Here is a 20,068-nt window from a genome sequence, read left to right on the forward strand (position 1 = left end):
ATGAACACGATCAGAACGCGTACCGCACCTTCGCTGTAAACGTATCGGCATTGAAGTCGGTGCTGGTGAAGTAGTTGTAGGAGCCGCCCACGCTCCATGAGCCCAGTCGATAGTTTGCACCCAGGCCCACTTCATAGCTGTCGCGCACCGGTGTCATACCACGCGTGGTGAACGAATCGCCACCCAACACGAAAGACGACGTGGTAGCAGTCTTGTCACCGATGAAATCGTGCCAGGCCATGACCTTGGCTTCAGGTTCGAGACTACCCTGACCGACATCGAACGCGGCGGCCAGTCGAGCACCGATGCCCATCTCGCCCACTTCATAACGCTGGCTGCCGACATTCAACGACGCTGAACTGCCTTTCTCGCGATAAGCGTCCATTCCGACGTTGGCATAACGGGCTCCGACCTGTGGCTCAAGTACGACGTCCGGATTGAGATGGAAGCTGTAACCGGCCAGCGCATTCACGCCAAAGATTTCGCTGTCGTAGTCACCCTTGGCACGCGTGCCGACGATGTAACGTCTGGACTCGTTGTCGTTCCAGCCGTACATCAGCGATGAGTCCACGAACCAGCTGTCGTGGGTCCAGTTGCCGTACAGCGTCAGCGCATGACCCGTCACTTCGGTTTTGCTGCCTTCGTCGGATTTCACATCGGTGTTGATATAGCTGTAGGCCAGACCCACGACCGTGTCGACGTTCAATTGACCGTCAGCACCTACGGCGATGCCGTGGCTGTTGGCATCAAAGCCATCCATACCTTTGCGGGCATCCTGATCGGCGTCGCTGGTCAACGATTGCAGCCACACGCCTTTGTCTGTCGACGAGCCAGTCGTTCGGTTACGGCTCGAACGGTCGCTGATCACATTCGAGACCAGGGTCTGACTGTTGGTGGCGGCGTGAATGACGCCACGGCTCACATCCGGGCTGAGCTTCTCGGCCAGCTTCGCAAGCTCGGTATCGGTATCGGCATTAGCGAACGCCTGGAACACAGAATCCTGTTCGTTGAGTTGAGGCATGACAAACGAAGAGAAACGGCCTAGTGCTCCGGCAGCGTTGCGCGTGCCTCCAGCCTGGAGGGTGTTTTGTGTGAGCACTTCCTCCGACTTCGCTGCGACCAATGCCTTCACGTCATTACCTTCGATGCCGAAGCTTTTGACATCCAGCAAGGCGGAGGACGAGGTCACCGTAAGGTTTTCACCCCCGGTCAACTGGCCCGAGCTGATCAAGGTGTAGCGAGTGCCACCGGCATTGATGCGGAAATCGCTGGAGCGGGCCTGCAAGTGAATGCGTCCGCCCGGGGCGATATCGGTGGTGCCGGTAACTCTCAGGACGGGGAGATTGGGGTTGGTGTCATTACCTAAATACATCTCCAGCACCGAGTCGGATTCTTCCATGTCGAAGTCGCCGATGAGGGTGGTGTGCGGTTTCATCAGGGTCAGCTTGCCGCTTTGGATCGTGACGTAATCCGAGTTGATGTTCGAACCATCGAAGACCACGTCGCCGTCGATGAGTACACCAGACATCCCCAGGATATCGCCCCTGACCGTCCCGCCAAACCAATCGAAATAGCTTTCGCCGTCATCGACTTGAATTGCAGCGCTACCGCCCTCGATCAAGCCGGACAGCTGGTAAATAGTAAACGGTCGGCTGTTGGTTGGCTGGTCACTGACATGGACGCCAATAGACTCGCCGGAAATCGTGCCGTCGTTGATCAGCATATACCTGCCAGTCCCGGTCGGATGGTTGAACGTTACAGCCTCGAACGTCAGCGCCTCGGCGTCGGTGCCCGATGCTCGCAGGGTTCCGTTGTTCGAGACAGTGCCGGTCAACGTCGCGCCATCAAGCAACATACCGAGTGCGTCGGTACCGCTCGCACTGATCGTGCCGTCGTTGGAAATGCCTTGCATCGTCGTGTGCAGCAGAATGACGCCACTGGAATTCATGCCGCTGACTTCAATGTCACCGGTGTTGATGAAGGAGCCGCCCAGCGTGCTGCCGGTGTCCACGATACCTCTGGAGTCACCGATGCTGGCGAGACCATCGATCTTGATCGAGCCGGTGTTGCGAATGTTGTAGCCAAATGTTGAGGGGCCGGAGAGGCCGGGCCCGATATCGATTCCGATGCCGTGGGTAGCGTCGTCCATCGTGATGGAACCCGTGTTGACCAGTTCCAGCTGCGCCGTCAGGCTCTTGAATTGCGCGGCATACGTAAGCCCTGGTGCCGAAACGGGAGCAATGTTCGCAGTGCCGGTCAGCGTGACCCTTTGCCAGTTCTGTTGAGCGCTGCTGAGTGGGCCACCGCTCAAATCGTAATTGAGATCGGCAGCAAAACTCGTCGGGGTGTTAAAAACGGCAGCAGTCACAGACAGCGCCAACAATGAACGGCGCAAGCAATAGGTGTTCAATTGAGATTCCCTTCCAAACGTCTGAATTCACATTCGGTCGGGAAACGCGCATTCATCCAGGCATCCCTACCGGCCCGTCAGCGAGCTGCTGAAATCGGGCGCGGGGAATGTACATGAGCCATCATTTAGACACTACCGAAATGTCATATAGATGGCGTCAATTTTAAACAGTACGCAGAGCCGTTGGCTTCGAGACTCAGTGCGGTGGATAGTTTGCCAACCCAACCTGAGGCTGCGGAAACAAATTATTCAACGTCTCCAACAACCGCACGTGATAAATCGGCTTGCGAAACAGGTCGAGCACCTGCAACCGCAACATGTCACTGACATCCTCCATGTCCGCATGCCCCGACGTCACAATCACCGGCAAATGCTGGCGGGACGTATGCTCGCGCAACCGCTTGATCAACGACATGCCACTCTCCTCCGGCATCCGCAGATCAGTGATTACCAACGCAATATCAGGGTGGCGCGTCAGATGTTGCAGCGCGAGTTTGACCGAGGTGGCGGTAAAGCAATTGAAGCCCTCGCCCTCCAGCAATTCCGCCAACTCCAGCAACGCATCCTCCTCATCATCGACCAGAAGTAGCTGTTGGCGTGGAAACGAGGGAGCGTTCATGGGCAACACCTGCAATGGACTAAGCGCTGACGTTAGAAGCCCTTGGCGGGATTGGCAAGTAGCTGACCATTGATAGCAGGCAGGTCAAAGCGCGTCTCGGATAGTGGTAAACATGGCGGTAACAGCCGTGGAGATCGGCGTCACAAACGCCGCTAAAGCGACTGCCACCATGCCCGCAATAATGGCGTATTCGATACCCGAAGCACCTTCGGTATCTTTGGCCAGGCCTTTGTAAAAAGCGATTTCGGATTTGATCTTCTGAGCAATTTTCGTGAAGGACATGGCGGTACTCCTGGACAACGACGGGTGTTGCACGGTCGCAACATGGTTCCCCTTTGCCAGCATCAGCATTGTCGGCATTCCCCATACCCACAACTGTAAGAACGAATTATCACTAAAGTATTAGTCGCTTCGTTGACGCCAAAAAAGTCACGTTTTCGCCCTGGCGACTTACTTTAGTTAGTTATTTTCAGGCCCTTAATGGCTTTTTGCTCTAGCTGAGCTACCGTCAAATAGCGAAATAGTTCCATGTTCATAGCTGCCTGATTGCGAAGTTGTCTCGTTGGATGCGACGAGGTCTCAAGCAGCAGGAAAGGGAGAGCCGTCATGAACAGTCGTATCACTCTGGGCCTGGCCGGTTTGTTTCTGGTGGGCGCCATTATTGCCGGTTACTGGGGCCTCACGCTAAGCCGCCAACCCGCTCCCGAGCCTGTCGTGCAACCCGGGATCGTCACGCCTGCGCCTATCGCCCAGACACCGCCCCCCGTGGACGACCCCACCCGCCATCCGGTGGTGGTGCTGCTGCATGATGTGCCACCGTTCGTGCCGATCAGCGCCGCCGACGTGACCCTGGAACAACTCCGTACCGTCCCGGCCGGCAGCCTGAGCCGCCTCGATCAAGCCATTGGCCGAACGCCCTGGCGCGCCCTCAGCGCCGGTACCTGGCTCAATGATGAAAGCTTTGAAGCCGGCGGCAGACTGGCGCGGATGATTCGTCCCGATGAACGCGCCCTCGCTGTCGCGGTGGATGAAGTGATCAATGCCGGTGGGCAACTGACACCGGGGGACTATGTCGATGTGCTGCTGTTTCTGCGCATGGACAACAACAACCTTCAGCCGTCGGCGCAACTGGTGGTACCGGCCTTGCGGGTGCTCGGGGTGGGTGAACAGATGGGGTTGACCAACGACGGTCAACCCGCAAGCCCGGTCCGCAGCAACGAAGAAAAGCTCAGGCAGGAACAATTGCGCGCCAGCGCCCGCAGCGTCTTGCTTGCCGTCCCCGAACAACTGTTGAGTCGCCTGATGTTGGCGGCCCAGGCCGGCGTGTTGCGTCTGGCCGTGCGCAGCGCCGATGAAAAACGTCTGGCTCGTTACTGGGCCGGCGAAAGCGATTCATCGGCCAACCTTGCCAGTGCCAAACGCGAGTTGATCCAGTTCAACCAACTGGCCATGACGCCCCCACCCAAACCTGTCGTCACCCACAGCAACACAGCACCGCGCAAGTCGAGCGTGGAAGTCATCCGCGGCAACGAAGTCACCCAACAAACCCCCTGAGCCGAGCAAGGACGCCTCAAAATGCGCAGTCGTTCCATGCCCTGTTTCAAGCGTAACTATGACCCGAACCGGTATCACCTGAACTTCCTCGAAAACTGCAACTTCGATAAACGTAGCGGATTATCGCAATGAGCCAGAGCCAGAACCTGAGCCAGACCTTCCTCGCAATCACTCGCAACAGCACCGACCTCGAGTGGCTGCAAGGCGCCCTCGCCCCGTTGGGCCAGGTGGTCAGCGCCGGCGGTGGCAGCCTCGACGAATTGCTCGCGCTGGTGGACGTGACCTTCGCCAGCCTGGTGTTCATTGGTCTGGACCGCGAACACGTGGTGGCCCAAAGCGCATTGATCGAAGGTGCCCTGGAAGCCAAACCGATGCTGGCGATCGTCGCGTTGGGCGATGGCATGGACAACCAACTCGTGCTCAATGCCATGCGCGCCGGCGCACGGGATTTCGTGGCCTATGGATCGCGCTCCAGTGAAGTCGCGGGGTTGGTGCGACGGCTGAGCAAACGCCTGCCACCCGTGGCCCCGAACACCCAGCTGGGTGGACTGACGGTGCTCTACGGTGTGCAAATCAACGCCGACGGCGCGCTGCTCGCCATGCACATGGCGCAAGTGGTGCAAAAGAGCGGACAGCAAACGCTGTTGCTGGACCTGGGCCTGCCGCGCGGTGACAGCCTGGCCTTGCTCGGGCTGGAGAGTTCGTTCCACTTCGGCGATGCACTCCGGCACTTGCGGCGCCTCGACGCGACGCTGATCGACAGCGCGTTCACCACCTGCGCCGCCGGGTTGCGGATCCTCGCCTACGCCCATCACGATGAGCCGCTGGAACACACCAGCACCGCCGAGTTGTACATGCTGCTCAGCGCCCTGCGCCAACACTTCCAGCACATCGTGGTGAACCTGACGGGTCAGCCGGACAGCGAAGCGCTACGCACCTTCGTCACCCATTGCGACAAGTTGCTGTGGTACACCGATCAGAACGTACTCGACTGCCGTCGCAACCTGGCGGTACTCAACCTGTGGCGTGAAAAAGGCATGAAGCTCGATCACGCCAAGCTGCTGGTGGACCGCTACCTGGGCAACGTCGCACCGGACTCCGACACCCTGAGCAAAAGCTTCGGCATGGAGATTATCGCGACCTTGGTCTACAGCCCGGAAGTTCGGCTTAACGCCAAGAACCAAGGTTTGACGCTGTTTGATCTGGCCCCTCGCGAAGGCCTGACTCAAAGCCTGCGCGCGCTCGGCGAGCGGTTGGCCAAGCGCTCCGAGGGCATTGCCAAGCCCAAGTCTGGCTGGTTCAACCGGTTGAGGGGTGCGCAATGAGCGGTGAAAAACTCTTCGGTGCCCCTGTGCGCACCACCACTGGCAACACCGACCACGAAGGTCTGAAACTGGTGCTGCACCGCTACATCATCGACGCCATCGAGGAGTCCGGCACAAACCTGCTGGAGGGTTCACGGCAGGTGCTCTCGCAGTTCGTCATCGACAAGGTTGCCGAGTACATCGCCCGGCTGCACCTGGCGATTTCCCGATATGAAATGGAGCGTCTGGCCGAAGAAATCGTCGACGAACTCACGGGTTTCGGCCCCTTGGAAGTGCTGTTGCGGGACCCGGCGGTGACGGAGATCCTGGTCAACGGCCCGCACCGGGTGTTCATTGAGCGCGACGGCGTACTGCATCAAAGCGACCTGCGTTTCATCGATGCGCATCACGTCGAACGGGTCATGCAACGGATCCTCGCGCCCCTCGGCCGACGGCTCGATGAGTCGTCGCCAATGGTCGACGCACGACTGCCCGACGGTAGCCGGGTCAACGCGATCATTCCACCGATTGCGCTTGATGGCCCCTGCCTGTCGATACGTAAATTTCGCAAGGACATGCTCAAAAGCTCGGACCTGATGGCAATGCAAACCATCGATCAGGCGATCTTCGACTTTATTCAGGAGGCCGTGAGCAAGCGCTGCAACATCCTGATCAGCGGCGGCACCGGCACCGGCAAGACCACGCTGCTGAACATTCTCAGCCAGTTGATCAACCCTCACGAGCGAATCGTCACCATCGAAGACGTCGCCGAACTGCAACTGGGCCACCCTCACGTGGTGCGCCTGGAAACCCGACCGCCGAATGCCGAAGGCCACGGCGAAGTGAAGGCCAGTGACCTGATTCGCAACGCCCTGCGGATGCGCCCGGACCGAATCATCCTCGGCGAGATTCGTGGCGTCGAAGTGGTGGACGTACTCACCGCAATGAACACCGGCCACGACGGTTCCATGAGCACCGTGCACGCCAACAACGCCCAGGATGCGCTGTTGCGCCTGGAGACATTGGTGGGGCTGACGGGCCGTACCATCGCCGAACGTACCTTGCGGCAAATGATCTGCGCCGCACTGGACGTCGTGATCCAGCTGACGCGCATGCCCGACGGCCGCCGCTGCGTCAGCGAAGTGGTGGAGGTGATCGGCTTGCGTGATGACGTGTATGTCACCAACACGTTGTTCCGGCTCGACCGACGCAACGGTTTCGGATTCATGCGCGAGGCGGTCAACCCCGCCGGCGACAAACTGCGCCGTGAGTTGGCGCTCTCTCCCTCAGCGTACTGAAGGCCACGGCATGCTCAAACCGGTGCTGCTCATCCTCGTTTGCCTGGTCTTGCTCGGACTGTCGATCCGCCTGTTTTATCGCGGCTTACGCCAGACCGGCACCGAACGGGTACTCGGACGCCTGACCCAGGGGCAACCGCATCCGGTGCTGGCGAAAACCTCCTGGGTCAGTCTGGATCGGACCTTTCTGCGAGCCGGCCTTGGGCGTCCCACCGAGCGTCTGGGGCTATGGCTGCTGCTCTGGGCCTTTGGCATCTTGCTCGGATTTGCTAGCGCTGGCTGGGTCGGCTTGCTGGTTCTGTTACTGCTACCGCCGCTGATGCTGCGCCTGTATGTCACTTGGCGTTATCAGCGCCGACTCCAGCGCATGATCGAACAACTGCCACAAATGCTTGATCACACCGTGCGCAGTCTGAAGTCCGGGCGCACCCTGGCCGATGCGGTGCTGGGCGCCATCGACGTCGCTGAAGACCCGTTGAAAAACGCCATGGGGCGGGTTCAGCGCAACGTACAGCTGGGGGTCAGTCTGCCGGATGCCGCGGCTGACCTCGCCGAGCTGTATGAGAAAGACGAACTTCGCCTGTTCGCACTCGGCTTGAAGGTCAATCACCGCTATGGCGGTAATGCCAGCGAATTGCTGGAAAACCTGATCAAGATGATCCGGGAGCGCGAGCAGGCTGCGCGCCAGCTCAGGGCCATGACCGGTGAAACCCGAGTGACCGCGTGGGTCCTGGGCTGTTTGCCGATTGGCCTGGCCGGCTATTTCCTCGCGACCAACCCTCAATACTTGCTCGCCATGTGGCACGACGATTCGGGGCAAATCATGCTTGCATCCGCGTTCGGCTTGCAGGTGGTTGGCAGCCTGGCGCTCTGGCACATGTTGCGCAGCGTATGAAAGTGCCATTGCTGATCTGCGCATTGCTGTTTCTGGGGGCAACGTTGTTGCTGCTCAGCGGTTTGCTGGAACAGCGTCGACGGGCTCGCCAGGTGGCGCAACGACTCGATGGAAAACTGACGAGCGACAACCGGGTAAATCAGTGGCTACAGCTGCTGGGCAGCAGCCGGATCGGTCAGCGCTCGGTCAACCTGGATAACGAAACCCAGGCATTACTTAACCGCCTCGGCTGGCGCAGCGCCCGACGACGTTCACTGTTCGCGGCGTTCCAGGTAGGCGTTCCGGTGCTGGCACTGGCCCTGACCTTGCTGATCCAGGGCGTGTTCTTCCCTCATGCAGACAACCACTGGATGGCCCCGGTGTTCGCCACCTGCATCGGCTATCTATTGCCCAAAAGGTTGCTGGCCGCTGCCGCGCAGCGTCGGCAAAAACAACTGGCGAGCGAGATTTCCACCTTCATTCCGCTGCTGCGCATCCTGTTCGAATCGGGCATGGCGGTGGAGCAGTCGTTGCGCGTGTTGAGCAATGAAGGTAAACAATTATTGCCGGCCCTGACCCATGAATTGCGTCTGGTATTGGCCCGGGTCGATTCCGGCCTGGAACTGGGCGAAGAACTGAACAAAGCCACCCGATTGCTGGCCGTCGACGAGTTTACCGACACTTGCGTCATCCTTGAGCAGTTGATCCATCAGGGGGGTGGTGCGATGAAATCCCTGCAGACCCTCAAGCAATTGCTCGATGACCGGCGCCTGACACGCTTGCAGGAATACATCTCCAAGATGTCCGCCAAAATGTCCATCGTGATGATGCTGTTTCTCTTCCCGGCGTTATTGATCGTACTGGCCGGCCCGGGCTTCACCGCCCTGTCTCATGCCTTTGGTTCTTAGAGGGATCGTTATGAAAGCACACCAACAAAAACCTAATGCGCAGTCACCCCCTGACGCGATCCAGAATGACGGGGTAACAAAGCCAGCGCCAACTGCGTCCGATTATGCATATGCGTCAACCGCAAAACCTGCGACACATACAGCTTCACCGTGTTCTCGGTAATCCCCAACTCACAGGCAATCTGATAATTCGTCTGTCCTTTCCCCACCAACCGCGCCACCTCCAACTGCCTTGGCGACAGCTGACTGAAGCCCGCCGGAATCTCAACCCGATCCATAGCGATGGCTTCCTCATCAGTGGAAACCGATAACCGCGGCCCACGCCGAACCTTATCCAGATCCTGATACAGATCATCGATCGACTCGGCAAGATACTGCAGCTTCTGATCCAGATGCCCTAGCTGCAGACTCTTCTGTCGTTCCTGCAAAACCACTGCCTGACGCGCAATCCCTTCGAGCAACTCACCCGGAATGATCGGCTTTTGGTAGTAATCGGCAAACCCGGCCCGCAAAGCCTTGATCACATCCTGCTTGTCCGCGCGCCCAGTGAGCATGATCGCTTCAAACACACGGTGCTTGCCGGATAGCCGTTGCAGCTCCTGAACCAGTTGGATCCCGTCCAGACCGGGCATGTGCAAATCGCAAAGCACCAGGCCGATCGCATCGTCTTCATTGAAACGCTCGACGGCCTGTTGGCCAGTTTCGCAAGAAACACAACGGTAACCGCTGCCTTCAAGAAACTCACAGAGTTGAGCGGCAATCAACGGCTGGTCGTCGACCACAAGGATTTTTACTGCCGAAGAAAGCTTGTTCACATGCAACTCCCTGCAAGGTCAATGTTGACCATTCCTCTACCAGCCAGAGGCTGTACAACTACTGAGTTGAAAGTAGACGTACTTTCCGACTCTGTACATAGAACGGGCGACTAGTGAAACCAGGCGAGTGTGAGTAACAGGCCCACCAATACGAAGGGGGCAAAGGGCTGTTTCTTTGACATTCCAGGCTCCAGATATCGAAGATGATTTCTAAGCCCTTGGCCCATATGAAGCCAGACTCTTGGCGCCAGCAGCAGCCACAGCACGCTGGCCAATCCGGCACCGATGAACACCCCGAGCAGGTGCATGCCGTCCGTCGCCAGGCCCAGGCCGGTCATCAGTTTCACATCGCCTGCGCCCAAGCGTCTCAGCGCATAACCGGGCAAGGTAAAAGCCAGCGCCAGCAAAAAAGCCCAGCCGCCCTGCACCGCCTCGGCCCCCAGCCAGGTAGTGCCCGTCCACAGGAGATACGCCAGCGCCAACACCGCGGCGCCAAGGGTCAGGCCATTGGCGATGTGTCGTTCTCGAGCATCCTGTGCTGCGCATAGCGTCAGCCAGATCAGTAATACAAAGCTCTGCATCCGGTAAAAAACGTCCGTTTTGGCTGAATGATTCTATGCTGATATCACGTCGTGAATATCAGGGTAGACGCAGTCATGAAAATAGGCCTCCCCCGCAAGCAAAAAGGCGCTGTAGCGATTGAGTTCGCTTTGGTGTTTCTCATCTTTTTCGCCGTGTTTTATGGAATCGTCACTTACAGCTTGCCGCTGTTGCTGATGCAATCGTTCACCCAGTCGACCGCCGAAGCGGTGCGCCGAAGCGTGGCGCTGGATCCGAGCACCCCTGGGTACGACACCGCGGTAAAAACCATTGCCACGACAGAATTGAGCCGACAGTTGGCCTGGATTCCTGCCGCACTGAATTTCAATGTCGCCACCGACGCCAGCGCCACCTATGTGGGCGGGGTGTTGAAAGTCAGCATCAGCTACCCCACCAGCAAACTGCAGCAGGTCATCCCGTTTCTGACCTTGCCGGGTATTGGCCAAGTGCCCAATCTGCCGGTAAACCTCACCGCCAGTTCGAGCCTGCAATTTTGAGTTCCGCAGACAAACTCTTCGGGCGCCTGCTTAACCGCCATCCGCCTCAGCCAGTGGACACGCCAGACACCCGGAGCGTGCAAAGCGTCGGTTTACAGATGCATCTGGATGCCGAAGGTCGAGTGATTCACCTGACCGGCCCACTGCGGCATGTGCTGGCCCAGCAGACGCCCGCTGCGCAAGCACCGCACCTGCTCGATTTCCTCATGCCTCACAGCTGCCTCGCCGTTGAAGGCTCGCCCGTTGACTGGCAGGGACAGTCTCTGGACCTGGACTTTTACCGCCTCAACGGACAACCCCTGCACCTGCGAGGCTGGGTCCAGCCATTGGCTGATGCCTGGCTGTTGCAGTTGCTGGACATCGGCGACTTGTTGCTCGAACACCGGCAATCACGCAGCCGCGAGCAATGCCAATTACTCGCAGCTCAGATCGGCGAACAGTTGCGCCGGTGCAACCTGACGCGCCTGCCCGAGGTGTTGGCGGAACAGCTGCAAGGCCTGGCCCAACGTTTCCACATGCCATGCATTGCGGTGGCGTTAATCGATGAACAGGAAGAAGGCTGGCAGATTCACCAGCATTACACGGCCTTCGATGCGCCCCACCTGTGGCAAAACGCTCAGCGCCTGGGCAAGGTGCTCGACAGCCTGAACGGCTCTGCGCCGCAATGCCTGACGCCCGCTGAACATCCCCGTTTGCAAGGCATCTTCGGTAATGCCGAAGGGTTCGCGGTGCCCTATCACGATGCTCAGGGTGTGGTCGCCTGGTTGCTGTGTGGCCTTTATCCGGTGCAGCAACAGGCACCCGACCTGATTGATCGCGATTGGTTACAACTGACCGCCGCGCTGGCAGGCCCGTTGCTTGAACGCTTGCGCGAGCACCGGCACCAGCTGCAACTGGAACGGCTGGAGTCGCTGCAAGCCTTGCTCGGCACCGGATGGTGGGAGGTGTTCAGCGACAGTCGCGAGGTGCAATTGGCGCCGTCGCTGGCCAGTAATCTGGACCTTGCGATCGATCGTTTGCCGCTGCACGACTGGCTTGATCGGGTGCACCCCGCCGACCGTGAAGAGCTGAGCAGTCGTCTGCAAGCCTTGCAAGACGACGGCACCCCGCTGCTGCTGTGCGTGCGTCTGGCACAAACGCCGAACTGGTATCGCCTGCAAGGCCAGGTCCTGGGGATCGGTAAAAACCGGCGGTTGGTGGGCTTCATGCTCGACATCAGCGACATCAAAAACCAGGAGCAAAACGCCGCGGCGGCCCATGCCCGACTGGACAATCTGATCGCCAGCTCACCGGCGGTGATCTACGTGCAACGTTATGTAGAAGGTGCGCTGCAACCGACGTTTTTCAGTGACAGCCTACTGCCGCTGCTCGGCTGGACACTGGCTGATTGCGCGACGGGGACCTTGGTTGAAAGGGTGCACCCGGAGGACCGCGATCGGTACTTCGAACGTACCCGACATTTGCTGCGTGAAGGTTCGGTGCGCGCCCGCTATCGGCTGCGCGACAGTCGCGGCGAATACCACTGGCTACTCGATGAAGCCAAGCTACTGCGCGACGACCTTGGCTTGCCGGTGGAAGCCGTCGGCCTGTGGCTGGACGTCACCGAAGCAACCCTGGCCGCCGAACAGGTGAAACAGAGTGAAGAACGCTACAGGATCCTGGTGGAAGACTCTCCGGCGATGATCTGCCGCTACCGCCCCGACCTGACCCTGACCTTCGGCAACCGCCCGCTGGCGACTTACCTGGAATGCCAGCCCGAGCAACTGCCCGGGGTGAATCTGGGCAGCTGGATGTCGCAGGAACAGCGCGAAGCGTTTCTCCAGCGGCTCAGCCGACTCAGCCCGGAATTCCCGGTCAGCACCGCGGAAATCAACTTGCAACTGCCGGGGCGGGAACATGCCTGGTGGGTGTGGTCGGATCGCGGGGTGTTCGATGAGCACGGCCATTTGCTGGAGATTCAGGCCGTGGGTCGCGACAACACCGAGGTCCGCCGCGCCCAGCAGCAGCTCACCCAAAGTGCAAAAATGGCTACTCTCGGTGAAATGGCCACAGGGCTGGCCCACGAAATCAATCAGCCGTTGAATGTGATGCGCATGGCCATCGTCAACGTGCTCAAGCGTCTGAGCAACGGCGATGCGCAGATCGACTACCTGACCGACAAGCTCAACCGCATCGATGCACAGGTCCAGCGCGCCGCGCGGGTGGTGGATCACATGCGGGTGTTTGGCCGCCGCTCGGAGATAGAGCAACATCCGTTTAACCCGGCACAAGCTATCGAAGGCACGCTGTCGCTGCTGGCCGAAGGGATGCGCGGCAAAGGGGTCGATCTGCGGGTCAACGAGACCGGGTTTGAAGTGCAAGTGCGCGGTTACGTCGATCAGCTCGAACAGGTGTTGATCAATCTGATGGTCAACGCGCGGGATGCGTTGCTCGGCAAACGCGAGGCCGACCGTGAGTTCAAACCGTGGATCTCGGTGTACGCCGAACGTGATGAGTATTCGGTGCGACTGTGGGTCGAGGACAACGGCGGCGGTATCGATCCGCGGTTGCTGGAGCGGATTTTCGAGCCGTTCTTCACCACCAAACCCGTGGGTGTCGGCACCGGGCTCGGGTTGTCGGTGAGTTACGGCATCGTTGAGAACATGGGCGGAAAACTGAGCGTCAGAAACTCGGTCGAGGGCGCACGGTTTTGTATCGAGCTGCCGATTGCCACCGACGATCAGATCACCAGCGTGGCTCGTCCTGAGTGACAACTGAGGTTGGCGCCGACATCGACCTTGTTCAGGTCGATCCCCAGGCTAAGCAATAGTGTGTTGATCAAGGTGTCGAGTAACGGGCTGAGCACGCTGTTGATCGTGTTGACCAACAATGTTGTGACCGTGTTTAGGATCGCCCCCAGACCACCGACCAGACTGCCCGTCGGGCCGTACATGTCGACCTTGATATTGGTCGCCGTGTCGGTAAGGCTGCTGACGATATTGCTGGTGGAATAGGAATAGTAGAACGGTGGCTGGTTGATCTCCGGCAGGCTGGTGGCCGGCGGTGCGGAATAGACGTGCGGCATGTTGGCGCTCTGTGCCACGGTGGTGTCGGCCATGATACTGATGCCGCCGCCGACGCCCGGAATCCGTGGGTCGCAGGAGATGGGCAGGAACAGAATCCTCATACAGGTTTTCACCCCGATATCGATCACCTTCAACGGCTGCACCACTACCGCCGGTGGCGTGGTGTTGCTGCCGAAAGCGGTGGCTGGATCGATCTTGCCGATCTTCAGGTTTACCAGCGAAGTGCTGGTGTTGGTGGTCAGGGTTTTGTTGGTGGTACTGACGCAACTGTAGGCAGTGACATAGCTGTTGGCGCTGGCAACGTCCAGCGCCACGTCGATACGTATTGGTGGCGGTAGCACGATGATGTCAGGAGTCTGACAGGGCACGAGCAAGGCACAGGTCAGTGAATTGAGCACTCCCACCAGATTGAGATTGAGCAAGGCGTTGAGTGTGTTGGTCAACGGGCCTGCCAGATCAGCCGCCGCATTGATCAGCGCCACGATGGAATTGAGCACCGGCAAGTCGAGCGACAGCAATGTACGCACCTGAGCGGTTTTCACATAGATCCGGTTGGGCCCCAAAGGCGCCAGCGCGGCATTTTTCGGATTGCCGATGGCCGAGAGCTGTGGCGGCTCCAGTATCTGCACCCGAGCGGTGATTTGCGCCAGCCCCGCAAGGTTGATTGGCAGGGTCGCCACCAGGCCGTTTTTTTTGTTGGCCAGTTGCACGACCGCTTCCATCAGGTCGAACACTTTCAGGTTGGTCCCCAGCGCCGTCACGGTGCTGCCAGCCTCGACGTGCAGCACGTTGCCGAGTACGACGGTGGTTGAGCCTGCCGCGACCTTCAGCGCTTGAAGACTCACAATGGTTGCGGTCGCGCCGAGTGTGCCGCCGGGGTCCAGCACATTGACGGCGGTCTGGATCAGTTGGCTGACGGCAATCGTATTGCCCAATACCTGGTCATACCCGGCCGCGCTGAGGTTAAGGTCGACCTTCAATCGATTGAGGTAGCCGAGCAGGCTGATGTTGGTGTTCACCAGTCCGTTCCAGCCCGCAACGCTGATGTTCAGGTTGCCCCCGAGCAAACCACCGAACAGCGCGTTGAGCGTGGCCGATTTGCTGGTGTCGACGCTCAGCGTCGTACTTCGGATGGTCAGCGAAGCCTGCGGTGGCGGTAATGCGGCGACAGCGCTGGCCGTCAGATTGATGGTTGCCCCACGAGGAGCCCCACCGAACAGGGCGCCAACACCGCCGGCGACACTCTGCGGGACCGAATGGCTGGCGATCACCCGAATGGCTTCGCTCTTGCTCGGGTCGGCGCCAAATACCCGAAGGTTATTGGCATCCAGGGTCAAGGCGCCGCAAGCGACCAGCAGAGTGTGAGTGGGGTCAGGAAGGGTGAAGCCGTTACGGTTTGCGCTGGCGGTGGCATAAACGGTGGCAGTGTTGCCAGCGGCGCAATCACCCCCTCGGGTGGACGCTTCAAGTGCGGCCATGTCCGCTACGCGCTGCAGGTCACGTTTTTTCAGGTACAAACGACCGCTGTCGACCACGACCAGCAAGAACATCAGGGCCATGCCCAATGTCAGCGCCGCCATCAAACCGATCGCCCCCCGTTGCCGGGACGGGCTGCGAAACTGCAAACGGGGAGACATCGCACACTCCTTTGCCGGTGCACAGCTGAGGGCTACCTCCTTGGGTGAACAGCAGTGTAGTCAAGACTTGGCTGGACTGCTGGCAACATGCCAGCCAAGACAACAAAAAACCCTGTAGGAGCACGGCTTGCCGGCGTTGGCGATCTCAAGGACGCCATCGCCGGCAAGCCGTGCTCCTACAGGGTTGGGTGGTGTTTAGCGCGGTGGGTAATTGGCGAGAATTCGCCCGACCGTTTCGCGTATCGCCGTGCTGCGATCCGACGGGTTCGTTGTGCGGCTGAGTATCTGCTCGTCACTGCCGCGCCACACCAGTTTGCCGTCCTTGCCGTCGAGCAGGTCGATCTGGATGATCGCCACTTTGTAGCTGACGTTACGGGTTTCGTTGTACATCGGCCCGCCCCAGTAGCCGTTCCATGGATTGCCCCAAGCGCCGCCGTAGTTGGTGGTCACTTGTTGCTGGCGCTGTTCGACGATCAGATAGGTCTGCACGCTCAAATCGCCCTTTTGACCACCCGCAACCGGGCGCAGGCCACGCTGATCCAGTTGATCGCTCACCGATTGGCGGATGCGTTGCTCAGTCAGGTCGCTCTTGATCCGTGGATCATCGGGCCGATATTGCAGGGCGGGTTCTTTCCAGTTCCAACTGCGATAGGCGGCGAAGTCGCGGCTGGCATCGAAGTCATGATTGACCTGGCTGCCGGCGCAGGCAGTGAGCAGCACGGCCACAGCCAGTAAAGCGAGACGGCGGAACATGATATTTCTCCGGTTGAAGACATGAACCTGCGCAATGCTTCTTACCTACAGAAGCTAATTAGGAGGATACGCCGACATCGCCTTTTCTACAGCCTCCCGTATCGCATCGGCGCGCTCGCTCTGGCTGCCGCGACTGCTGGTTTCGGCGCTGGCACTCCATACCGGTTGACCGCTCTGAGCGTCAAACAATTCAACCCGCACTACCACGACCTGTTCCTGATAAGTCCGCACGATCGGCACGGTGTTGTACATGCCGTAACTGCTGCCGTAGCGGTTGTAGCCGCCATAGCCGCCGCCGTAATAACCATAGTCGTCCCGAACCTGACGCAGGCGGGTTTCCAGGTGCAGGTCGGCGCTGACAAACAGGTCGGCCGGGCGGTTATCGTGCAGCGGGCGCAAGCCACGTTGATCGAGCGCATTGCTGACGGCTTCGGCGACCTGCGCCGAATCCGCCCAGGCGCTGCCCGGCGGCAGTTGCCCGTTGAGCCAGGCCCAGCTGCGGTAACGCCCGTAGTCGCGCGGCGCGGCCGGGTAGGCGCTGCGGTCAAAAGTGTTGGCCGCCTGGGGCGGCGCGGGTGGCAAGGGATTGGATGACGCCACATAAGGGTTGCTGCCCTGACAGGCCGCCAACCCGAGACAGATCACCAATAACCCCGAACGACTGTTCATTTCGCGCTCCGATCAGACCGGCCGACAGATCCAGTGCAAGTAGCGCCCAAGCCCGGCAAAGCTTGGGTGACGACGGTGGGCCAGTTCCATTTCCAGCAAATCCGCCAGTTCGACGCGGGCGTGGAATTCCACCGGCATGTAGTCGTGAAAAACCCGCACCCCACTCTGGGTTTCGACCTGCCACATTCCCTCAAGTTGCGCCGCCAGTTCGCGTGGATCAAGCGGCTGCTGCGGAGTGAGGCTTTGCTTTTCGCCGGCCATGTCGTTCTTGCGCATCTTGCGGAAGTGGCCTTTGAGCAGGTTGCGATAGATCAACGCATCGCGGTTGTAGAAGGCCAGGGACAACCAGCCATCTGGCTTGGTCAATTGATGCAGCACCGGCAGGATCGCGTGAGGTTCGGCCAGCCATTCCAGCACCGCGTGGCACAGCACCAGGTCGTAGGGTTCGGTGAGTTGGCCGAGCAGATCCTGCCACGGCGCCTGAATGAACGTCGCTGTTTGCCCGGCGTCGGCAAAGCGCTGGCGTGCGCCTTCGAGCATGGGCTCGGCGGGCTCGGCCAGCGTGACCTCATGACCACGCTGGGCCAGCCACAACGACATGTGGCCCAGACCAGCGCCGATATCCAGTACGCGCAAAGGTCGGTCCGGCAGGGTGTCGGCCAGGTCGGCCTGAAGCACCGCCAGACGGATCGCGCCTTTGGCACCGCCGTAGATTTTTTCGGCGAAGCGGGTTGCCAGTTGATCGAAATGACGGTCGCTCATCAGCTGAACCTCCGTTCGCTGTCCGCGAGTTTGCTGCGCACCACTTCATTCATGTCCAACCCCAACTCGCTGCACAGCAACAGTAGATAGAGCACGATGTCGCCGATTTCCTGCCCGGCATGGGCGAGCTTGTCCGTCGGCAACTGGCGCGACTGGTCTTCGGTCAGCCACTGGAAAATCTCCACCAGCTCGGACATTTCCACGCTCGCGGCCATGGCCAGGTTTTTCGGGCTGTGAAATTGCCGCCAGTCATTGCGGTCACGGATGGCGTGCAGGCGTTCGGTCAGTTCAACAAGGTTCATCGGGCTCTCCTGAAGGCGTATAGCTTCGGGGGGATGACGGGGGAAGGCAAGCGTCGCGGTGTGACGCGGATCTTTACACCATAATCAAAAGATCGCAGCCTGCGGCAGCTCCTTGGGAACTCGGCACCCTGCTCGATAGCCCAAGGCTCAAGTCCGGCAACCACGCCACCACTTTCATCAAGGACGCTTACAACATGCAGGTAGAAAGTTTTTTCGAATGGCTCGGCCAGGCACTCGGTTCGGTAATTCGCTTCATCGTTGACGGCCTCAGCGGCTTGTTCAATCTGTTGAGCCACGCCGGCAGCAACTTTGTCGAAGGGCTTTCCCGTGCGCTGGGCATGGACGCGTCGATCATCAGCATCATTGCGCTGATTTTGGGATTGATGCTGTTGTGGTCGGCGATTCGGGCGTTCATGAATGCGTCGATCATCATGGGGATTATCTGGTTGCTGCTGGGGTTGTGGTTGTTGAGCTGGATAATCCACTGACACCACTGCCCCCTGTGGGAGCGAGCCTGCTCGCGAAAGCGGTTTGTCAGTCACATCATTGTCAGATGTGCTGCCGTCTTCGCGAGCAGGCTCGCTCCCACATGGGTTCTCTGATCGACATCTACCGCTACAATGCCCGCTCCCCCAAGGAGCCTGCATGCCCAACCTGATCGCCGACTGGCGCGACCGCCCTACCCATCGTCGAGTGTGGGCGCTCGCCGCGCCGATGATTCTCTCGAACATTTCCGTTCCGCTGGTGGCGCTGGTCGACAGTACTGTCATCGGTCACTTGCCCCACGCCCATCAGTTGGGCGCGGTCGCGGTCGGGGCCAGCCTGTATACCTTTCTCGCCTGGGCCATGGGTTTTCTGCGCATGGGCACTACCGGGTTCGCCGCACAGGCTGCCGGGCGTGGGGACGGCGCGGCCTTGCGGCAGATCTTGCTGCAGGGCTTGTTGTTGGCCATGGGCCTGGCCATTGTCCTGGGAACACTGGGTGTGCCGTTGAGCGGGGTCGCGCTTCACTTCATGCAGCCGTCGGCGGAGCTGGATCAGCTGACCCGCGAATTTTTCCACACGCGCCTGTTCGGTCTGCCGGCGGCGCTGGCCAGTTATGCGCTGGTCGGCTGGTTCCTCGGCACTCAGAACGCCCGGGCGCCGCTGGCCATTCTGCTGAGCACCAACCTGGTGAACATCGCGCTGAACCTGTGGTTCGTTCTCGGGCTGGAATGGGGCGTGGTCGGTTCGGCCCGAGCGTCGGTGATCGCCGAATGGACCGGCGCGCTGATCGGCCTGCTGATGACCCGCAAGGCCCTGCGCGCTTATCCCGGCCACATCGCCTGGGCAGCGCTGGCGCTGTGGCAGAGCTGGCGACCGCTATTGGCGGTCAACCGCGACATTTTCATCCGCAGCCTGGCGCTGCAATCGGTGTTTTTCCTGATCACCGTGCAAGGCGCACGACTGGGTGATGCGACCGTCGCCGCCAACGCACTGCTGCTCAACGGTTTGCTGCTGACCGCCCATGCGCTGGACGGCCTGGCCCACGCCGTGGAAGCCCTTTGTGGGCATGCCATTGGTGCTCGTGATCGAGAGGCCCTGCGCCGCTCATTGGTGGTCGCCTGCGGTTGGTCGTTGCTGGCGAGCCTGGGTTTTGCCGTACTGTTTCTGTTCGCCGGGCATCTGTTTATCGAGATGCAGACCAACATTCAGAGCGTGCGCGACACGGCGTTCATTTACCTGCCCTACCTCGCCGCGCTACCGCTGATCGCGGTCGGGAGTTACCTGCTCGACGGGTTGTTTATCGGCGCCACCCGTGCCCGGGAAATGCGCAACGGCATGCTGCTGACGGTGGTTTTGTTGCTACCGTTTGCCTGGGCGCTGCAAGGTTTGGGCAACCATGGACTGTGGATCACCTTTCTATTGTTCATGTTGCTGCGCAGCCTGACCCTCGGCGCGTTTGCCTGGTATCTGCACAAAAACGACGGCTGGTTCGCAGGCAAAGCTCACTGAGTCGGT

19 protein-coding genes are annotated in these 20,068 nt (G+C 59.8%); 9 read left to right on the forward strand and 10 right to left on the reverse strand.

The genetic code is table 11. From position 1 onward, the window contains the following. Positions 1-10: 10 nt before the first annotated feature. From ACYZUA_RS28400 to ACYZUA_RS28410, 3 genes are all read right to left on the reverse strand, one after another. On the reverse strand, positions 11-2,368 hold the full coding sequence (locus ACYZUA_RS28400) for an autotransporter family protein (protein WP_461961480.1): 2,358 nt from the start codon (positions 2,366-2,368) through the stop codon (positions 11-13). A gap of 238 nt (positions 2,369-2,606) precedes the next feature. Next, the gene (locus ACYZUA_RS28405; protein WP_461961481.1) at positions 2,607-3,029 is read right to left on the reverse strand and encodes a response regulator; all 423 of its coding nucleotides are present in this window, start codon (positions 3,027-3,029) and stop codon (positions 2,607-2,609) included. Between the two features lie 84 nt (positions 3,030-3,113). Further along, on the reverse strand, positions 3,114-3,311 hold the full coding sequence (locus ACYZUA_RS28410; protein WP_283182816.1) for a Flp family type IVb pilin: 198 nt from the start codon (positions 3,309-3,311) through the stop codon (positions 3,114-3,116). A 324-nt stretch (positions 3,312-3,635) separates the two neighbouring features. Between ACYZUA_RS28410 and cpaB the strand changes: the two genes are divergently transcribed. The 5 genes from cpaB to ACYZUA_RS28435 all read left to right on the forward strand — a co-directional run bounded on the left by cpaB (position 3,636) and on the right by ACYZUA_RS28435 (position 8,967). Then, positions 3,636-4,583 (forward strand): Flp pilus assembly protein CpaB, encoded by a 948-nt coding sequence (gene cpaB, locus ACYZUA_RS28415; RefSeq protein ID WP_461961482.1) that lies wholly within the window; start codon positions 3,636-3,638, stop codon positions 4,581-4,583. A 128-nt stretch (positions 4,584-4,711) separates the two neighbouring features. Continuing rightward, a complete protein-coding gene (locus tag ACYZUA_RS28420) occupies positions 4,712-5,908 on the forward strand; it encodes an AAA family ATPase (RefSeq protein WP_461961483.1) in 1,197 nt (398 codons plus the stop codon). Further along, on the forward strand, positions 5,905-7,185 hold the full coding sequence (locus ACYZUA_RS28425; RefSeq protein ID WP_461961484.1) for a CpaF family protein: 1,281 nt from the start codon (positions 5,905-5,907) through the stop codon (positions 7,183-7,185). The genes ACYZUA_RS28420 and ACYZUA_RS28425 overlap by 4 nt, the downstream gene beginning before the upstream one ends. A gap of 10 nt (positions 7,186-7,195) precedes the next feature. Continuing rightward, on the forward strand, positions 7,196-8,080 hold the full coding sequence (locus tag ACYZUA_RS28430) for a type II secretion system F family protein (RefSeq protein WP_461964150.1): 885 nt from the start codon (positions 7,196-7,198) through the stop codon (positions 8,078-8,080). Next, complete coding sequence (locus tag ACYZUA_RS28435) at positions 8,077-8,967, forward strand: type II secretion system F family protein (protein ID WP_461961485.1); 891 nt, start codon at positions 8,077-8,079, stop codon at positions 8,965-8,967. The genes ACYZUA_RS28430 and ACYZUA_RS28435 overlap by 4 nt, the downstream gene beginning before the upstream one ends. 32 nt (positions 8,968-8,999) lie before the next feature. Here the strand turns inward: ACYZUA_RS28435 and ACYZUA_RS28440 are convergent, their stop codons facing one another. Then, positions 9,000-9,782, reverse strand: a complete 783-nt coding sequence (locus ACYZUA_RS28440) for a response regulator (protein WP_461961486.1) — start codon at positions 9,780-9,782, stop codon at positions 9,000-9,002. A gap of 110 nt (positions 9,783-9,892) precedes the next feature. After that, a complete protein-coding gene (locus ACYZUA_RS28445; protein ID WP_074873476.1) occupies positions 9,893-10,363 on the reverse strand; it encodes a prepilin peptidase in 471 nt (156 codons plus the stop codon). 75 nt (positions 10,364-10,438) lie between these two features. Here ACYZUA_RS28445 and ACYZUA_RS28450 point away from each other — a divergent pair, with 75 nt between their 5' ends. Together ACYZUA_RS28450 and ACYZUA_RS28455 are read left to right on the forward strand one after the other, a co-directional pair. Beyond that, positions 10,439-10,879, forward strand: coding sequence for a TadE/TadG family type IV pilus assembly protein (locus ACYZUA_RS28450; RefSeq protein WP_461961487.1), 441 nt, complete (start codon positions 10,439-10,441; stop codon positions 10,877-10,879). Then, the gene (locus ACYZUA_RS28455) at positions 10,876-13,629 is read left to right on the forward strand and encodes an ATP-binding protein (protein WP_461961488.1); all 2,754 of its coding nucleotides are present in this window, start codon (positions 10,876-10,878) and stop codon (positions 13,627-13,629) included. Before ACYZUA_RS28450 ends, ACYZUA_RS28455 begins: the two co-directional genes overlap by 4 nt. Here the strand turns inward: ACYZUA_RS28455 and ACYZUA_RS28460 are convergent. From ACYZUA_RS28460 to ACYZUA_RS28480, 5 genes are all read right to left on the reverse strand, one after another. Then, entirely contained in the window at positions 13,599-15,581 is a 1,983-nt protein-coding gene (locus tag ACYZUA_RS28460; RefSeq protein WP_461961489.1) for a pilus assembly protein TadG-related protein, read from the reverse strand. The two genes, ACYZUA_RS28455 and ACYZUA_RS28460, sit on opposite strands and share 31 nt — an antisense overlap. 195 nt (positions 15,582-15,776) lie before the next feature. Then, complete coding sequence (locus tag ACYZUA_RS28465; protein ID WP_461961490.1) at positions 15,777-16,334, reverse strand: DUF4136 domain-containing protein; 558 nt, start codon at positions 16,332-16,334, stop codon at positions 15,777-15,779. A gap of 54 nt (positions 16,335-16,388) precedes the next feature. Then, a complete protein-coding gene (locus ACYZUA_RS28470; RefSeq protein WP_461961491.1) occupies positions 16,389-17,003 on the reverse strand; it encodes a DUF4136 domain-containing protein in 615 nt (204 codons plus the stop codon). A 12-nt stretch (positions 17,004-17,015) separates the two neighbouring features. Next, positions 17,016-17,765, reverse strand: coding sequence for a methyltransferase (locus tag ACYZUA_RS28475; RefSeq protein ID WP_461961492.1), 750 nt, complete (start codon positions 17,763-17,765; stop codon positions 17,016-17,018). After that, a complete protein-coding gene (locus ACYZUA_RS28480) occupies positions 17,765-18,067 on the reverse strand; it encodes a MazG-like family protein (RefSeq protein ID WP_033059559.1) in 303 nt (100 codons plus the stop codon). The genes ACYZUA_RS28475 and ACYZUA_RS28480 overlap by 1 nt, the downstream gene beginning before the upstream one ends. 194 nt (positions 18,068-18,261) lie before the next feature. Here ACYZUA_RS28480 and ACYZUA_RS28485 point away from each other — a divergent pair, with 194 nt between their 5' ends. Next, positions 18,262-18,555, forward strand: a complete 294-nt coding sequence (locus ACYZUA_RS28485; RefSeq protein WP_033059560.1) for a hypothetical protein — start codon at positions 18,262-18,264, stop codon at positions 18,553-18,555. 157 nt (positions 18,556-18,712) lie between these two features. Continuing rightward, positions 18,713-20,062 carry an MATE family efflux transporter gene (locus ACYZUA_RS28490; RefSeq protein WP_461961493.1) on the forward strand — a complete coding sequence of 450 codons (1,350 nt, stop codon included), beginning with the start codon at positions 18,713-18,715 and terminating at the stop codon, positions 20,060-20,062. Positions 20,063-20,068: the final 6 nt, after the last annotated feature.

This window comes from Pseudomonas sp. LS2P72, assembly GCF_054897865.1.

Excerpts from the sequence above, each read along its gene's own strand:
- ACYZUA_RS28405 (WP_461961481.1), bottom strand. The coding sequence starts at position 3,029 with ATGAACGCTCCCTCGTTTCCACGCCAACAGCTACTTCTGGTCGATGAT.
- ACYZUA_RS28410 (WP_283182816.1), bottom strand. The coding sequence starts at position 3,311 with ATGTCCTTCACGAAAATTGCTCAGAAGATCAAATCCGAAATCGCTTTT.
- cpaB (WP_461961482.1), top strand. The coding sequence starts at position 3,636 with ATGAACAGTCGTATCACTCTGGGCCTGGCCGGTTTGTTTCTGGTGGGC.
- ACYZUA_RS28420 (WP_461961483.1), top strand. The coding sequence starts at position 4,712 with ATGAGCCAGAGCCAGAACCTGAGCCAGACCTTCCTCGCAATCACTCGC.
- ACYZUA_RS28425 (WP_461961484.1), top strand. The coding sequence starts at position 5,905 with ATGAGCGGTGAAAAACTCTTCGGTGCCCCTGTGCGCACCACCACTGGC.
- ACYZUA_RS28430 (WP_461964150.1), top strand. The coding sequence starts at position 7,196 with ATGCTCAAACCGGTGCTGCTCATCCTCGTTTGCCTGGTCTTGCTCGGA.
- ACYZUA_RS28435 (WP_461961485.1), top strand. The coding sequence starts at position 8,077 with ATGAAAGTGCCATTGCTGATCTGCGCATTGCTGTTTCTGGGGGCAACG.
- ACYZUA_RS28445 (WP_074873476.1), bottom strand. The coding sequence starts at position 10,363 with ATGCAGAGCTTTGTATTACTGATCTGGCTGACGCTATGCGCAGCACAG.
- ACYZUA_RS28450 (WP_461961487.1), top strand. The coding sequence starts at position 10,439 with ATGAAAATAGGCCTCCCCCGCAAGCAAAAAGGCGCTGTAGCGATTGAG.
- ACYZUA_RS28460 (WP_461961489.1), bottom strand. The coding sequence starts at position 15,581 with ATGTCTCCCCGTTTGCAGTTTCGCAGCCCGTCCCGGCAACGGGGGGCG.
- ACYZUA_RS28465 (WP_461961490.1), bottom strand. The coding sequence starts at position 16,334 with ATGTTCCGCCGTCTCGCTTTACTGGCTGTGGCCGTGCTGCTCACTGCC.
- ACYZUA_RS28470 (WP_461961491.1), bottom strand. The coding sequence starts at position 17,003 with ATGAACAGTCGTTCGGGGTTATTGGTGATCTGTCTCGGGTTGGCGGCC.
- ACYZUA_RS28475 (WP_461961492.1), bottom strand. The coding sequence starts at position 17,765 with ATGAGCGACCGTCATTTCGATCAACTGGCAACCCGCTTCGCCGAAAAA.
- ACYZUA_RS28480 (WP_033059559.1), bottom strand. The coding sequence starts at position 18,067 with ATGAACCTTGTTGAACTGACCGAACGCCTGCACGCCATCCGTGACCGC.
- ACYZUA_RS28485 (WP_033059560.1), top strand. The coding sequence starts at position 18,262 with ATGCAGGTAGAAAGTTTTTTCGAATGGCTCGGCCAGGCACTCGGTTCG.
- ACYZUA_RS28490 (WP_461961493.1), top strand. The coding sequence starts at position 18,713 with ATGCCCAACCTGATCGCCGACTGGCGCGACCGCCCTACCCATCGTCGA.